The sequence below is a fragment of the Amnibacterium kyonggiense genome (genome assembly GCF_004364555.1).
In the GTDB taxonomy this organism is placed as follows: domain Bacteria; phylum Actinomycetota; class Actinomycetes; order Actinomycetales; family Microbacteriaceae; genus Amnibacterium; species Amnibacterium kyonggiense.
Genome location: NZ_SOAM01000002.1, coordinates 340,387 through 355,249, shown reverse-complemented (window position 1 = coordinate 355,249; position 14,863 = coordinate 340,387). Strand labels below are relative to the sequence as shown.

Annotated in this window: 15 protein-coding genes; 7 read left to right on the top strand and 8 right to left on the bottom strand. The window is 74.8% G+C overall.

Annotated elements, in window-relative coordinates; translation table 11 throughout:
* Nucleotides 1–26: 26 nt before the first annotated feature.
* Together CLV52_RS10070 and CLV52_RS18705 are read left to right on the top strand one after the other, a co-directional pair.
* Nucleotides 27–1,280: an arginine deiminase gene (locus CLV52_RS10070; RefSeq protein ID WP_133766212.1), complete on the top strand. Its 1,254-nt coding sequence runs from the start codon at nucleotides 27–29 to the stop codon at nucleotides 1,278–1,280.
* Nucleotides 1,281–1,369: 89 nt separating this feature from the next.
* Entirely contained in the window at nucleotides 1,370–2,194 is an 825-nt protein-coding gene (locus CLV52_RS18705) for a nuclease-related domain-containing protein (protein ID WP_211342672.1), read from the top strand.
* On the opposite strand, the gene CLV52_RS10060 is transcribed toward CLV52_RS18705, so the two are convergent.
* On the bottom strand, nucleotides 2,181–2,753 hold the full coding sequence (locus CLV52_RS10060; protein WP_133766211.1) for an antibiotic biosynthesis monooxygenase: 573 nt from the start codon (nucleotides 2,751–2,753) through the stop codon (nucleotides 2,181–2,183). The two genes, CLV52_RS18705 and CLV52_RS10060, sit on opposite strands and share 14 nt — an antisense overlap.
* A 54-nt stretch (nucleotides 2,754–2,807) precedes the next feature.
* Here CLV52_RS10060 and CLV52_RS10055 point away from each other — a divergent pair, with 54 nt between their 5' ends.
* Complete coding sequence (locus CLV52_RS10055) at nucleotides 2,808–3,485, top strand: RraA family protein (protein WP_133766210.1); 678 nt, start codon at nucleotides 2,808–2,810, stop codon at nucleotides 3,483–3,485.
* Between the two features lie 49 nt (nucleotides 3,486–3,534).
* Here CLV52_RS10055 and CLV52_RS10050 read toward each other — a convergent pair whose 3' ends face one another.
* Nucleotides 3,535–4,461 (bottom strand): NYN domain-containing protein, encoded by a 927-nt coding sequence (locus tag CLV52_RS10050; RefSeq protein WP_133766781.1) that lies wholly within the window; start codon nucleotides 4,459–4,461, stop codon nucleotides 3,535–3,537.
* Nucleotides 4,462–4,518: 57 nt separating this feature from the next.
* Between CLV52_RS10050 and CLV52_RS10045 the strand changes: the two genes are divergently transcribed.
* On the top strand, nucleotides 4,519–5,298 hold the full coding sequence (locus tag CLV52_RS10045; protein WP_162850802.1) for a glycosyltransferase family 2 protein: 780 nt from the start codon (nucleotides 4,519–4,521) through the stop codon (nucleotides 5,296–5,298).
* Nucleotides 5,299–5,301: 3 nt separating this feature from the next.
* Here CLV52_RS10045 and CLV52_RS10040 read toward each other — a convergent pair whose 3' ends face one another.
* From CLV52_RS10040 to CLV52_RS10025, 4 genes are read right to left on the bottom strand one after another with little or no spacing between them, the layout of a single operon-like run.
* On the bottom strand, nucleotides 5,302–6,666 hold the full coding sequence (locus CLV52_RS10040) for an amidohydrolase family protein (protein ID WP_133766209.1): 1,365 nt from the start codon (nucleotides 6,664–6,666) through the stop codon (nucleotides 5,302–5,304).
* Between the two features lie 37 nt (nucleotides 6,667–6,703).
* A complete protein-coding gene (locus tag CLV52_RS10035; protein WP_133766208.1) occupies nucleotides 6,704–6,892 on the bottom strand; it encodes a hypothetical protein in 189 nt (62 codons plus the stop codon).
* A 47-nt stretch (nucleotides 6,893–6,939) separates the two neighbouring features.
* Nucleotides 6,940–8,001 (bottom strand): glycoside hydrolase family 25 domain-containing protein, encoded by a 1,062-nt coding sequence (locus CLV52_RS10030; RefSeq protein ID WP_133766207.1) that lies wholly within the window; start codon nucleotides 7,999–8,001, stop codon nucleotides 6,940–6,942.
* Complete coding sequence (locus CLV52_RS10025) at nucleotides 7,998–9,116, bottom strand: glycoside hydrolase family 25 domain-containing protein (protein WP_133766206.1); 1,119 nt, start codon at nucleotides 9,114–9,116, stop codon at nucleotides 7,998–8,000. The genes CLV52_RS10030 and CLV52_RS10025 overlap by 4 nt, the downstream gene beginning before the upstream one ends.
* Before the next feature lie 110 nt (nucleotides 9,117–9,226).
* Between CLV52_RS10025 and CLV52_RS10020 the strand changes: the two genes are divergently transcribed.
* The gene (locus tag CLV52_RS10020) at nucleotides 9,227–10,060 is read left to right on the top strand and encodes an SDR family oxidoreductase (RefSeq protein ID WP_133766205.1); all 834 of its coding nucleotides are present in this window, start codon (nucleotides 9,227–9,229) and stop codon (nucleotides 10,058–10,060) included.
* Nucleotides 10,061–10,066: 6 nt separating this feature from the next.
* Here the strand turns inward: CLV52_RS10020 and CLV52_RS10015 are convergent, their stop codons facing one another.
* Nucleotides 10,067–11,185, bottom strand: a complete 1,119-nt coding sequence (locus tag CLV52_RS10015) for an acetate/propionate family kinase (protein ID WP_133766204.1) — start codon at nucleotides 11,183–11,185, stop codon at nucleotides 10,067–10,069.
* The gene (pta, locus tag CLV52_RS10010) at nucleotides 11,182–13,293 is read right to left on the bottom strand and encodes a phosphate acetyltransferase (protein WP_133766203.1); all 2,112 of its coding nucleotides are present in this window, start codon (nucleotides 13,291–13,293) and stop codon (nucleotides 11,182–11,184) included. Before pta ends, CLV52_RS10015 begins: the two co-directional genes overlap by 4 nt.
* A 57-nt stretch (nucleotides 13,294–13,350) precedes the next feature.
* Between pta and CLV52_RS10005 the strand changes: the two genes are divergently transcribed.
* Together CLV52_RS10005 and CLV52_RS10000 are read left to right on the top strand one after the other, a co-directional pair.
* Nucleotides 13,351–13,821 (top strand): nucleoside deaminase, encoded by a 471-nt coding sequence (locus tag CLV52_RS10005; protein ID WP_133766202.1) that lies wholly within the window; start codon nucleotides 13,351–13,353, stop codon nucleotides 13,819–13,821.
* Nucleotides 13,822–13,940: 119 nt separating this feature from the next.
* Nucleotides 13,941–14,858, top strand: coding sequence for a DnaJ domain-containing protein (locus CLV52_RS10000; protein ID WP_133766201.1), 918 nt, complete (start codon nucleotides 13,941–13,943; stop codon nucleotides 14,856–14,858).
* The last annotated feature ends 5 nt before the right edge of the window (nucleotides 14,859–14,863 follow it).

Below are 14,863 nucleotides of genomic sequence, written 5' to 3'. Positions count from 1 at the left end.
GTCCCGCGCTCTGCCAGGCTGGGTCGATGACGGCGTTCGGTGCCTGGTCCGAGGTCGGCCGACTGCGGCGTGTGCTGGTGTGCGCGCCCGGGCTCGCGCACGAGCGGCTGACGCCGAGCAATCGCGAGGAGCTGCTCTTCGACGACGTGCTCTGGGTGGAGGAGGCGCAGCGCGACCACCGCGCCTTCGTCGCCGCGCTCGAGGCGGAGGACGTCGAGGTGCTCGAGCTGCACGAGGTCCTCGCCGAGACCCTCGCGGTCCCCGGCGCCCGGGACTGGCTGCTCGACCGCAAGGTGACCGCGAACGAGGTCGGCCCGGTGTTCGTCGAGCCGACGCGTGCGCACCTCGAGGGGCTGGAAGCCGACGCGCTCGCCGCGCTGCTCGTCGGCGGCATGGCGGTCGAGGACCTGCCGGGCGTGGACCGGCCGACCTACCTCCATCCGACGGGGCCGGACCGTCGGCCGAGCGACTACCTGATGCCGCCGCTGCCGAACATGCTCTACACGCGGGACACGACCTGCTGGATCGGCGGCGGCTACACGCTGAACCCGCTGTACTTCGGCGCCCGGCGCGACGAGACGCTCCTGATGAAGGCGGTGTACCGCTTCCACCCGGACTTCGCGCCGGTCGAGCAGCAGCTGCTCTGGGGCGACCCGGAGCGCTCCTGGGGCGCGGCGACCATCGAGGGCGGCGACGTGATGCCCGTGTCGCCGTCGGCGGACGGCTCCGGCGTCGTGCTCGTCGGGATGTCGGAGCGCACGAGCCGGCAGGCGATCGGGCAGCTGGCCGCCCGGCTGTTCGAGACCGGCGCCGCGGACCGCGTCGTCGTGGCCGGGATGCCGAAGCTCCGCGCCGCCATGCACCTCGACACCGTGCTCACCTTCGCGGCGGAGGACGTCGTCACGGTCTACCGCGCGATCGTCGACGACGTCACGCCGTTCACGCTCCGGCCCGGCGCCGGCGGCGGCGTGGAGGTCGTCCACGAGACCGCGCCGTTCCTCGACGTCGTGCAGCGCGCGCTCGGCCTCGACCGGCTGCGCGTCGTGAACACCGGCGGGGACGACTTCGCCGCCGAGCGCCAGCAGTGGGACAGCGCGAACAACGTCGTCGCGGTCCGGCCCGGCGTCGTGTTCGCCTACGACCGCAACACGCGCACGAACGACCTCCTCGCCGAGGCGGGCATCGAGGTGCGCACGATCCGGGGCGCGGAGCTCGGCCGCGGCCGCGGCGGCGGCCACTGCATGACCTGCCCGCTGCTCCGCGACCCCGCCGGGTACTGACGCCCGCGGCCCCCGGCCGGGGAGCACCCGCCCGCGGGGCGCCCCCTCTGGGTCTGCACCGTGCATCCGCCGGTCCCTACGGTCGGAGGATGACCCAGACGACCGCGCCCGTGGTGCCCGCGCCGACCGGCACGATGCGCGACCGCGTGCCCGCCCAGGCGCTGCTCGAGCAGGTCCTGCTGCAGCAGGCGGCCTCCCGGCCCCGCACGGCCGTCGAGCGCCTCGTGGGCCGCGACCCGATCGCCCCGGAGGCCCGCCCCTGGTTCACCGGCGCGATCGGCGAGCGCGCCGTCGCGGCCCGGCTGACGGGTCTGCCCGCGGGCTGGACCGTCCTCCACTCCCTGCCGGTCGGCAGGAACGGCGCGGACATCGACCACCTCGTCGTCGGCCCCGGCGGCGTCTTCACCGTGAACACGAAGCACCACGTCGACGCGTCGGTGTGGGTCGCCGGCCGCACCGTCCTGGTGAACGGCTCGAGCAGCCCGATCGTGCAGAAGGCGGAGGCGGAGGCGCGGCGCATCGACCGCATCGTGGGCGGCGTCCTCGCCGACCCGCCCGCCGTGCGCCCGGTCGTCGCCGTCGTCGGCGCCAAGCGCATGCGCGTGACCCGCTCGCCCCGCACCGCGGAGGTGCTGCGCGCCGAGCAGCTGCGCCGGTTCCTCCGCAGCCAGCCGGAGCGCCTCTCCGCCGCCGAGGTCCGCGCGCTCGTCGCACGGTTCGAGGACCCGGCGACGTGGCTGCCGACCGTCGAGGCCGGCCCCGAGCTGCTGCTCGCCTTCTCCGGCCTCACCCGCGAGGTCCGCGCCGCGGCGCGGGTCCGGGCGGGCTGGGTCGTCGGTCTGCTCGGGCTCACCGCCGCGGGCTCGTCGGCGATCGTGCTCCCGGGCCTGCTGACGCTGCTCAGCGGCTCCTGACCGGGCGCCGCAGCAGCCACGGGCGCAGCGCCCTGGTCACGAGCGGCAGCAGCAGGTAGGTCATCAGCGGCGTCGCGATCACCACCGTGACGAGGACGCGGAGCCACAGCTCCAGGCCCCCGGTCACCGGGGCGGCGAAGAACTGGATCGCGAGGCTGAGCGGGTAGAAGACGATGAAGATGCTCACCATCTGCTTCCACCGCGGCGGCGCCGGCGGTGCCGCGTCCGCCACCTCCACGCTGCTCGGCGCCTCGAACCAGCCCTCGATGCCCGTCCGGCGCTCCACCCGGGAGTCCTCCACGATCCCGGCGGCGCTCGCCACCCACCAGGCGCGCTCGCTCGACGCCTCCCACGCGGCGAGGCTCGCCGCGTCGCGGAACCGGTAGAGCACGTGCCACTCCTCGCCGTCGGCGCCCGAGCGGATCCACCCCGATCCGAGGTAGCCCGGCATCGCGGCGACGAGGTCCTGGCCGCTCCGCAGCCACGCCTGCGCCTCGCGGACGCGGTCCGGGGGCACCCGGCGGGTGACGGACACGGTGATCGGCAGGGCGGCGGTCATGCGCTCCAGCCTGCCCGGTCGGCGCCGGTCGGCGCGCCGCGCTAGCGTCGCGGTGTGGAGCTCGACGGGTTGACGACGGCGCACGTGGCGGACGGCTGCCTCCGGGTCGGCGTGCCGGTGCGGTGCGGCCCGGCCGGCCTGGTGCCCCTCCTGCCCGGGAGGCCGTTCGCCGGCGCCGCGGCGCCCGCGCTGCACCTCGGCAGCGTCGACCGGCTCCTCGAGGCGATCGACGGCGCCCGCCCCGGCGACGTGCTCGTGGTCGACGACGACGGCCGGCTCGACGAGGCCTGCCTGGGCGACCTCCTCGTGCTCGAGGCGGCGCAGGCGGGGCTCGCCGGCGTCGTCGTGTGGGGCCTGCACCGCGACACCGCCGACCTGCACGCGATCGGGCTGCCGCTTTCGAGCCTGGGGTCGATCCCGACCGGCCCGCTGCCGCGGCACGTGCACCGGGACCGGACTGTGCACCTGGGGGAGTGGCCGGTCGAGACGGGCGACCTCGTCGTCGCGGACGACGACGGCGTCGTGCTGGTGGAGGCGGCCGCGGCGGAGGCCGTGCTCGCGGCCGCCCGCGCGATCCGCGACGCGGAGCGCGCCCAGGCCGACCGGATCCGCGCCGGCACCGGGCTCCGCGAGCAGCTGCGGTTCGCCGACTACCTCGCCCGCCGCGCGGAGGACCCGACCTGGACCTTCCGTCAGCACCTCCGCTCGGTCGGCGGCGAGATCGAGGTCTGACCCTTCTTCGTCTCGGAGGACGCGAAGGCCTCCGAAACGGAGAGCGGGTCTAGCCGGCGAGGCGGACGAGGCGAGCGGTGCTGCTCTCGTCGAGCTCGACGAGGTCGCCGCGCGAGCGCAGGAAGTCCGAGAACGAGCGGTAGCCGAGCCGGCGCTCGCTGAACGACGGGTCGAGGCGCTTCATCTGCTCCTTGACCTGCGAGTTGTGCAGCCAGTCGGCATCGTCGCCGCCGCGGTCATGACCGAGCCGCAGCGCCCGCTGCAGCAGGGCCGTCGCCGCGACCTGCGGGTCCTCCTCGTCCTCCTCCGGCTCCTCCTGCGCGGGCTGCTCCGGCTCCGGCTCGGGGGACTTCGCGCGGCGCGTCTGCCGGCGCTGCTTCGGCTCAGCCTGCTGCACGGGCTCGACCTGCTTCGTGCCGGGGAGGGCGTCGTAGGTGACGAGCTCGTCGACCGCCGCGGCGAGCGCCCGGCTCGTGGACCCGGCGACGCCGACGGCGACGACGTAGCGGCCGAGCCGCTTGCAGCGCTGCGCGAGGGCGATGTAGTCGGAGTCGCCGGCGACGATCACGACGTGAGTCAGGTCGGGCAGCCGGAACATGTCCTCGACCGCGTCGACCGCCAGGCGGATGTCGGCGCCGTTCTTCCCGTACGCCGCGGCGGGGAAGAGCTGGACGAGGTCGACCGCGCGGCCGACGAGCTGGCCGCGGTACCGGGCGTTCACCGGCGCCGACCAGTCGGCGTAGGCGCGGGTGAGCACGAGGGTGCCGAAGCTCGACGCGAAGTCGATCGCGGCGCCGAGGTCGACGGTCGCCGCCTCGAGGCGCTCCGCGAACTCCTCCTCCGAGAGCGATCCGGCGGCGGCGCGCTGCCGGTCGCGCTGGAAGTCGCCGCGACCGTGCACCTCGTCGTAGCGGGAGATCACGATGTTGTCGAAGTCGATGTAGACGGCGACGCGGCCGTCGGACGGAGCGGGGATGGGGACCTCCAAGGGTTCTCGTCCCCATTCTCCCGCCCGGCGCGGTTGAATGAGGACGTGACCCCGCCTCGGATCTCCGTGGTCGTACCGGTGCGCGACGACGCGCCGTACCTCGGCCTGTGCCTCGAGGCCCTCGCACGCCAGGACGTCCCGCCGCACGAGGTCCTCGTGATCGACAACGGCACGAGCCGGGAGACCGCGCTCGTCGCCCGGGCGGCCGGCGCGACGGTGGTGCCGGAGGCGATGCCGGGCATGGCAGCGGCGGCCGCCCGCGGCTACGACGCGGCGACCGGCGACCTCATCGCCCGCCTCGACGCCGACTCCCTGCCGCCGATGGACTGGCTGCGCGAGATCCGCGGGGCGTTCGCCGTCGACCCGGCGCTCGATGCGGTGACCGGGCGCGGGGTGTTCGCCGACCTGAGCCCCGCCCGCCGCCTGGTCGCGTCGGCCGGGTACCACGGCGTCTACTACGGCTTCTTCGGGATCGCCCTCGGGCAGGTGCCGCTGCACGGCTCGAACTTCGCGATGAAGCGCGCCGTGTGGGAGGAGGTGCGGGGTGACGTCCACCGCACCGACCCGGGCGTGCACGACGACCTCGACCTCACGATGCGGCTCGGCCGCACCCGCCGGGTCCGCTTCGAGCCGCGGCTCGCCGTCGCGGTGTCGACCCGGGCGATCTCCTCCATCCCGCGGCTCGGCGCCGCGCTCGGGCGCACCGGCCACACCATGCGGATGAACGCGGACCGGCTCCGCGAGACGCGCGCCGGCCGGCTGGTCGGCACCGGGTTCGGGATCGGCCCTCTCGGGCGCCTCGTCCCGAAGCGCCTGCACCCCTGATCGTCAGGCGGGGTGGCCCCACGCCGCCGCGACAGCAGGCATGCGGCGGTGGACCTCGTCGACCGCGCGCTCGGCGAGCGGGTTCGTCGACACCCCGTCCTCCGCGACGAGCTCGCCGCCGATGTAGACCCGGGAGAGGTTCCGGAGGGTCGTCGAGAGGACGTAGTTCCGGACCGGGTGCCAGAGCGGGCCCATGTCGGGCTTCCGCGGGTCGACGACCACGAAGTCGGCGAACTTGCCCACCTCCAGGCTGCCGACGCGGTCCGCGACGCCGAGGACCTCCGCGGACCCGAGCGTCGCCATCCGCAGCACGTCCTCCGGGAGCACGGCCAGGGGGTCGCCGGAGGCCGCGCGGACGGCGTACATCCCGATCCGCATGTTCTGCCACGGGTCGGAGACGTCCGTGCAGGCCTGGTCGTCGAGGCCGACGCCGATCGGCATGCCCGCCTCGCGGATCCGGACGATGTCCGCGGTGCCGGAGGCGAGCCGGCCGTTCGATGCGGGCTGCCAGGACATCCGGCCGCCGCGCGCGGCGGCCTCGGCGATGATCTCCGGCGTCGTCTGGATGAAGTGGCCGAAGATGAGGCCGAGCTCGAGCGCGCCCGCGTCGCGGTACAGCGCGAACTTCGACCGCTGGAGCTCGACGGCCTCCCGCGTCTCGAGGAAGTGCGCCTCGTTGATCACGCCGTACCGGCGCATCGCGGCGACCTCGAGCTCCGCGGCGTTCGGGCGCGGAGACCACTGGACGGCGCCCATGATCGCCGCGCCGAGCGCGAAGTCCGGGTCCATGCCGCGGACGTGGTCGACCATCAGGCCGAACCGGTCGAGCACCTCCTCGTCCGACCCGATCGCGTCGTCGAGGCTCGCCGCGTTGATGAACCGGAGGCCGCTGTCCCGCTTCGCGTCGATCTGCCGGGTCTGCTGCTCGAGCGGCCGCAGCCGCCCGGCCCCGCTCTTCGCGCCGTCGACCATCGGCTCCCACGGGATGCGCGGGTCGGTGAAGTCGAACGCGGTCGTGGTGCCGTTCGCGATGAAGTCGAGCGAGCCGTGCAGCGAGGACCAGTAGTAGTCCTCGGGTGAGGCGTGGCTCATCAGCCCGAGCATGGAGTCGCACCAGCCGTAGAGCGTCGACTCGACGCCGAGGCCGCGGGCGCCGCTCGTGAAGAGGTGGCTGTGCGCGGAGACGAAGCCCGGCGCGACGAAGGCACCGCGGACGTCGAGCATCTCCGCGCCGGCGACCTCGGGCGGCTCACCCGCGCCGAGGGCGGTGATCCGGCCCTCGTCGACCCGCATCCAGCCGTGCTCGCGATAGCCGGAGCCGTCCCCGGCCATGGTGATCAGGCGGGCACCGACGACGAGGAGGGTCATGCCCGCCAGTGTGGCGGGGCGATGTTTCCGGCTCGGGTCAGGCCTGGCCGGAGTCCTCCGCCTCCTCGGCCTCCAGGCCCGTCAGCTCGGGGTCGGTCGCGACGATGCGCTCGCGCTCCTCGAGCGCCGCCGCGATCGGCTCGGAGGTCGGCGGCTCGGCCTGGTCGAGCAGGTCGGCGACGTCCGCCTCGGTGCCGTCGATGGGGTCGCTGCCGATGGTGTCCATGACCCGGGAGCCTGCCAGCGCAGCCCGACCGCGCGGTGGGAGCGCGCTCAGCGGGGGATGCGGTGGGTCGCGCTCCGCTGCACGGCCGTGCTGTACCCGGTCAGGACGCCGGTGACCGTGACGCCGATGCGGTGGTGCCGGTCCGCCTTCTTCAGCGTGTACGTCCGATGGGTCGCCTTAGCGATCGGATGGCCGTCGCGCGTCCAGCGGTAGGTGAGGTGGACGCCGCTCGGGCTCCAGGTCCTCACCTTCGCGGTGAGCCGGTGTCCGGCGCGGTACGTCCCGCCGATCGTCGGCTTCGGCTGCGTGAGCACGCCGCACGCGACGTCGTGGTCGACGGTGTTCGCGAAGTCGACCCACTGCACGAGCGTGACGCGCCCGGCTGTCAGCGAGGCGCCGCTGCACCGCTGCAGCGCCGCCGCCTCGTCCTTCGCCCCGGCGACCCAGGCCGGCAGCTTCGTGACCGAGGAGGACGCCGGGACGGTGCCGAGGATGTCGCGGAACTGACCGCTGAGCGCGTAGATCCCGACCCGCTGCTTCCCGGCCTGCAGGCCGGCGACCATGCCCTCGACGACAGCACGGTTCCGCGCCGTCGACGAGCTCCACGTGTTGTCCTGCTCGACGTCGATCCACCACGTGCCGATGGCGGTGCCGGCGGGCACCGTGTGGACGTCGTCGCGGCCGTACGAGTTGCCGTAGACCCACGCGCAGGCCTGCGTGGCCTTCCTCGCCGTGCACGAGCCGTACGGGGAGCGGACCTTCGTCCCCGCCTTCGTCCGGTCGCTGCTCGGCCACCACGTGCCGGCGGTCCCGGGGTTCGCCGAGGCGACGTAGACGTCGACCTTCGCGTGCCCGACGCCCCTGGACTGCGCGGCCCAGGCGAGCTGATCGGCGAGGGACGGGTTCGGGTCGGTGGGCCGGCCGGCGTTCACGCCGACGATCGCGAAGTCGAGCTGCGTGCTGTCCGGCAGCGTCGTGGTGCCCTGGTAGTAGGAGACGTCGCCGCCGCCGACGGCGGGCGCCGTCGACGCGAACGCGGTCTGCGGGACGAGGACGGCGGCGAGGACGGCGGCGGTGATCGCGGCGGCGAGCCGCGGACCGCGCCTCATCGGGCGAACCGGAGGGCGCGGGCGACGTTCACGGCGATCTGCTCCTCGGCGGGGTCGCTGACGGCGATCGCGTCGCTCGTCAGGGTGAGGGGCGGCGCCCCGATGCGGCTGCCCGTCACCTGGACGGCGATGTGCGTGCCGACGTCGTCGACGGTCGGCGTGTACGCCGGGTCGGTCGCGTCCGGGATCGGGACGCCGTCGCGGGTCCAGACGTAGTCGAACGCGAGCCCGTAGGGCCCCCACGTGCCGATCCCGACGGTCAGGGGCGAGCCGACCTCCGCCGAGCCGCGCAGCACGGGCCGGGTGCCGCGCACCCCGACGCCGCAGGCGATGTCGTGATCGATGCCGTGCTCGACCCACTGGACCATCCGCACCCGCCCGCCGGGCGTCAGCGGGGCGGCGGCGCAGTTGGCGAGCGCCCCGGCCCGCGTGGTGGCGCCCGCGATCCAGCTCGGCGCCCCGGCGAGGACGACCGACGGCGTCGCGTCGCCGACGATGAGGTCCCACTGGCGGGGCGTGGAGTAGATGCCGACATCCGCGCCGGCCGCATGGATGGCCGCGGCCATGCCCTCGATCGCGGCGAGGTTCGCCTTGCGGTCCCAGCTCCAGGAGTTCATGGTCTCGACGTCGAGCCACCAGAAGCGGTGCGCGGCGTCGCCGACGCCCCGCTGCGCGACGTCGTCGGCGCCGATCGAGTACCCGTACACGTACGCGCACGCCGCGTCCTCGGCGCCGGCGCAGCTGCCCGCCGGGTTCGTCACCGGCGCGCCCGCGCGGGTGATGTCGGCGGTCGGCCACCAGTCGCCGAGGTGACCGGGGTTCGCCGTGTTCACGTACACGTCGGCGCGGAGCAGCGTGCCGTCGTCCGTGAACCGGTCGCCCCAGGCGAGCTGCTCGGCGAGGCACGGGTTCGTCGTCGTCCCGGTGCCCGCGTTGACCCCGACCACGGCGATGTCGTCGACGGCCGGCAGGTCGCGGCCGCACTGCGGGTAGGAGACGTCGTGCCCGGTCGCGACCGTCGACGCCGTGGGGGCGTCCGCCCACGCGGCGGTCCCGGTCGCGCCCGTCAGCGCCGCGGCGAGCGCGGCGGAGACGGCCAGGACCCTGCGGAGCATCGCGCCAGTATGACCTCCGACCGTGCCGCGAGGAGCCCGACGGGCCGTCGAGTGCAGGACCGCGTCCTGTGGAGGGGAATGCAGCGGGCCGCGGCGGTGCTGCACCCGGCATGACCACCATCGCGATCACGGGCGCGACCGGAGCCGTGGGCGGCCGCGTCGCCCGCGCCCTCGGCCCCGACGTCGACCGGCTGATCCTCCGCGACCCGCGCCGAGCGCCCGCGATCGAGGGCGATCCGGAGGTCCGCGTCGCGACGTACGCGGACGGCGCCGCGATGCGGGAGGCGCTGACCGGCGTCGAGGTGCTGCTCCTCGTCTCCGGCGCGGAGGCGCAGGACCGGCTCGAGCAGCACCGCACCGCGGTCCGCGCGGCCGCGGAGGCGGGCGTCGGCCACGTCGTGTACACGAGCTTCGACGGCGCCGCGCCGGACGCCGACTTCACCCTCGGTCGCGACCACTGGCACACGGAGCAGGCGATCCGCGGGAGCGGGATGCGCTGGACGTTCCTCCGCGACAGCTTCTACCTCGACTTCTTCCCGCTGTTCGCCGGGTCGGACGGCGTGATCGCCGGGCCCGCGGGCGACGGCCGGGTCGCGGCCGTGGCCCGCGCGGACGTCGCGGACGCGGCGCTCGCGGTGCTGCGCGACCCGGCGGCGCACGAGGACGCCACCTACGTCCTCACGGGTGGCGAGGCGATCTCGTTCGCGGACGCGGCCGAGCGGATGACCGCCGCGCTCGGCAGGCCCTTCTCCTTCGTCGATCAGACGCTCGAGGAGGCGTACGCCTCCCGCCGTCCGCTGACCGACCAGCAGTGGCAGCTCGACGCCTGGGTCAGCACCTACACCGCGATCGGCGGCGGCGCGCTCGCCCGCACGACCGGCGACGTCGAGCGACTCACCGGGCACGCGCCCCGCACCCTCGAGCAGGCGCTCGCGGGGGAGTAGCGCTCCTCAGACCACCGCGGCCGTCTGCCGAGCGATCTCGAGCTCCTCGTTCGTCGGCACGACGAGCACGGCGACGGGCGCGTCGTCGGGGGAGATCCGCCGCGCGGCCTTCGACGCGACCTCGTTGCGGTCCGGATCGACCTGCAGCCCGAGGTGGCCGAGCGGTTCGAGGGTGCGGCGTCGGAGCAGCGAGTTGTTCTCCCCGACGCCCGCCGTGAAGACGAGCGCGTCGAGGCCGCCGAGCTCGGCGAGGTACGCGCCGATGTAGTGCCGCAGCCGGTGCCGGTACACGGCGAGCGCCGCCTCGGCCGCCTCGTCGCCCTCCGCGGCCGCCGCCTGCACGTCGCGCATGTCGCCCCGACCGGTGAGGCCCTTCAGGCCGCTCTCGCGGTTCAGCAGCTGCTCGAGCTCCTCGAAGCCGAGCCCCGCCTGGCGGTGCAGGTGGAAGATCGCGGCCGGGTCGATGTCCCCGCTCCGCGTCCCCATGACGAGCCCCTCGAGCGGCGTCATGCCCATCGAGGTGTCGACTGACCGGCCGCCGCGCACCGCGCAGGCGGACGCGCCGTTGCCGAGGTGCAGCACGATGATCCGCGACGCCTCGAGCGGGACGCCGAGGAACGCCGCGGCGGCCCGGGAGACGTACTGGTGCGACGTGCCGTGGAACCCGTACCGGCGCACCTGGTGCTCGCGGGCGAGGTCGGCGGGGATCGCGTAGGTCGCCGCCGACGCCGGGATGGTGCGGTGGAACGCCGTGTCGAAGACGGCGACCTGCGGCACGTCGAGCACGGCCTGCGCGGCCCGGATGCCCTGCAGGTTCGCAGGGTTGTGGAGGGGGGCGAGCGCGGCGAGCTCGTCGATCGCCCGCTCGACCTCCGGCGTCACGACGGTCGCCGCGTCGAACCGGTCGCCGCCATGCACGACGCGGTGCCCGACCGCGTCCGGCTCCGGCTTCCCGTCGATCGCGGCGAGCGCTTGCCGCACCGCGGCCTCGTGGTCGGGGACGCCGCCCTCCTCGCCGATCCGCTCGACGGTACCGGCCGCGTGGACGTCGCCCGAGTCCGGGTCGACGAGCTGGTACTTCAGCGACGACGAGCCCGCGTTCAGCACGAAGACGGCGCCGGTCACGCGGACACCGCCGCGGCGTGCGCCGACTCGGCCTGCGCCTGGATCGCGGTGATCGCGATGGTGTTGACGATGTCCCGCACGAGGGCACCTCTCGAGAGGTCGTTGATCGGCTTGTTCAGGCCCTGCAGCACGGGCCCGATCGCGAGGGCGTTCGAGGAGCGCTGCACGGCCTTGTAGGTGTTGTTGCCCGTGTTCAGGTCCGGGAACACGAAGACGGTCGCGCGGCCCGCGACCGCGGAACCCGGCATCTTCGCCGCCGCGACGGCCGGATCGGCGGCCGCGTCGTACTGGATCGGCCCCTCGACGAGCAGCTCGGGCGCGCGCTCGCGCACGAGCGCGGTCGCGGCGCGCACCTTCTCCACGTCCGCCCCGCTGCCGGAGGTGCCGGTCGAGTAGGAGAGCATCGCGATCCGCGGGTCGATGCCGAACTGCTCCGCGGTGCCGGCCGCGGAGATCGCGATGTCGGCGAGCTGCTCGCTGGTCGGGTCCGGGATCACCGCGCAGTCGCCGTAGACGAGCACCCGGTCCGCGAGCGCCATGAGGAACACGCTCGAGACGACGGAGACGCCCGGCGCCGTCTTGATCAGCTCGAACGCGGGCCGGATCGTGTGCGCGGTGGTGTGCGCGGCGCCGGACACCATCCCGTCGGCGAGCCCGAGGTGGACCATGAGCGTCCCGAAGTAGGAGACGTCGGTGACGGTGTCGCGCGCGAGCTCGAGCGACACGTTCTTGTGCGCCCGCTCCCGCGCGTAGGTCTCGGCGAACCGCTCGCGCAGCGGGCTCGTCGCCGGGTCGATCACGTGCGCGCGTCCGAGGTCGATGCCGAGCCCGAGCGCCCGCGAGCGCACCTGCACCTCCCGGCCGAGGATCGTGAGGTCGGCCACGTCCCGGGCGAGCACGACGCCGGCGGCCTCGAGCACGCGGTCGTCGTCGCCCTCCGGCAGCACGATGTGCCGCTTGCGGGCGCGCGCCCGGGCGAGCAGGCCGTACTCGAACATGATCGGCGTGACCACCGCGGAGGTGTGGAGGTCGACGCGCGCGAGCAGCCGGTCGGCGTCGACGTGCTCCTCGAACAGCGCGAGCGCCTCCGCCGCCTTCTGGGGCGACTCCGCCGCGAGGGTGCTGCGCACCGCGGAGACGGCGGTGGTCGTCTCGTAGGTCCCGAGATCGGTGGAGGCGACCGGGAGCGTCACGTGGAGGCCCTCGATGAGCCGCTCGACGTTCGGCGGCAGCGGGAAGCCGCCGGAGAGCACGACGCCGGTCAGGGAGGGGAACGTCTGCGAGCCGTGCGCGAGCAGCACGCCGAGGAGCGTGTCCACGCGGTCGCTCGGCACGACCACGAGCGCGCCCTCGACGAGGCGGGGGAGCACGTTCTCGAGCGTCATCGCGGCGACCACGATGCCGGACACGGTCCGCTCGGTCAGCGCCTGATCGCCGGCGACGAGCCGCGCGTCCGCCGCCGCGAGCACCGCGCGGAGCGCCGGGGCGACGAGGGCGACGTCCTCCGGGATCGCGTACACGGGCACGTCCTCCGGCACCAGCGGCCGGAGGACGCCGGGGATGGCGCCGAGCTCGGCGGCCTCCGCGCGGTTCACGACGACGCCGACGAGCTCCGCGTGCTCGGAGCGGAACTCGCCGAGCGCGATCTCCGCGACCTGCTCGACCTCCTGCGCGGTGCGCCCGATGCGACCGTCCGGGCGCCGCCCGCCGAGCACGAGCACGACCGGGGCGCCGAGGTTCGCGGCGACGCGCGCGTTGAAGGAGAGCTCGGTCGGGGTGCCGACGTCGGTGTAGTCGCTGCCGACGATCAGCACGGCGTCGCACCGGTCCGCCATGGCCCGGAACCGCTCGACGATCGTCCCGAGCGCCGCGTCCGGGTCGTGGTGGACGGCGGCGTACGTGGTGCCGACCGACTCCGCCGGCGACACGTCCGCGGTCGCCCTGCTGAGCAGCAGGTCGAGCACGTAGTCGCCGTCGCTGCCGCGCCCGACCGGCCGGAACACGCCGACGCGGCCGACCCGGCGGGTCAGGGCCTCCACGAGCCCGAGCGCCACGGCCGACTTCCCGGTGTGGCCCTCCACGGACGCCAGGTAGATCGTCTGGGGCATGGCCCGAGCGTACGGAGGACCGCTGTGCGTCGGCCACCGCTCGGCTACCGTCGGCGCATGGACACCGAGGCGCTCGTGCGGCGCGCGATCGTGCTCGCGGACCGGGCGAGGGCGGGCGGGAACCACCCGTTCGGCGCCCTGCTCGCGGCCCCCGACGGCACCGTCGTGCTCGAGGCCGGGAACACCGTCGGCACCACCCACGACGTGACCGGGCACGCCGAGACGAACCTCGTCTCCGCCGCGACCCGCCGGTTCTCCCGCGACGAGCTGCGGACGCTGACGCTCGTCACGAGCTGCGAGCCGTGCGCGATGTGCTCGGGCGCGATCTACTGGTCGTGGATCGGCGCGGTGGTGTACGGGCTGTCGGAGGAGGGCCTGCTGGCGCTCACCGGCGACGACCCGGAGAACCCGACGCTCGCCCTCCCGTGCCGCACCGTCCTCGGCGCGGGCCAGCGCGACATCCGCGTCGAGGGACCGCTGCTCGAGGACGAGGCCGCCGCCTCCCATCGGGACTTCTGGCGCTCCTGAGAGCACATCAGCAGGAAGAAACGACTCCGTGAGCAGGAAGAACGCGCGTCGGCAGGAAGAAATCGGCCAGAATCTCCTGCTGACGTGAACAGTTCCTGCTGGTGCGCTCGGGGGGCCGCATGACGGACAGCCCGATGGCGGCTTCCCCCTACGAGGTGCTCGGCGTGCTCGCGAGCGCGACGGACGAGGACCTGCGGCGCGCCTACCGCCGCCTGCTCCGCGAGACGCACCCGGACACCGGAGGCGACCCGCAGCGGTTCATCGCCGTGCAGGCGGCGTGGGAGCGGGTCGGCAGCCCGGATGCGCGCGCCCGGTACGACCGCGGGCGCTCGCCGGCGGGGGAGCCGACCTCCTGGGCGCCGTCGGCCGGCCGGTCGGAGCGCCCGGCCTCGACCCGCCCGACCGCCCGGACCTTCGGTCACCCCGGCGGCTGGCGGCGCGAGCGGTACCTCACGCTGCTCCGCGAGTGGGTGGGCCTCGGCGAGTCGATCCCGGACCCGTACGACCCGGTCCTCGTGCGCCGCGCGCCGCGGGAGATCCGCCACCTGCTCGCGGACGCCGTCGCGGAGGAGGCCACCGCCCGCCGCCTCGCGACCCTCGGCATCGGGTTCACGGTCTGGCACGACGTCGCGGCGCCGACCCCCGACGAGAAGATCGACCACGTCGTCCTCGGCCCGACCGGGCTCTTCGCAATCCAGTCGGAGGACTTCGGCGCCCCGCTCGGTGTCCGCCGCGGCGAGCTGACCGGCGAGGCGCTCGCGGGGGAGCGGCCGATGCACGAGCTCGCCGTCCGCGCGAAATCGGTGTCCCGCGCCGCCCGCGTGAAGTTCACCGGCCTGCTCCTGCTGCTGCCCGACGAGCACCTCGAGGTGCCCGCGGAGTCGCTCGGCACCTCGCGCGGGGCGGAGCAGGTGGTGCTGCGCGCCTCGACGCTGCTGACCGCGCTGCGCGACGGGCTGCCGGGCGCGCCGGCGGTCGGCGGCAACGAGATCTTCGAGGTGCGCACCCGCCTGCAGGCCGCGGTCCGCTTCGCCTGAGCCGG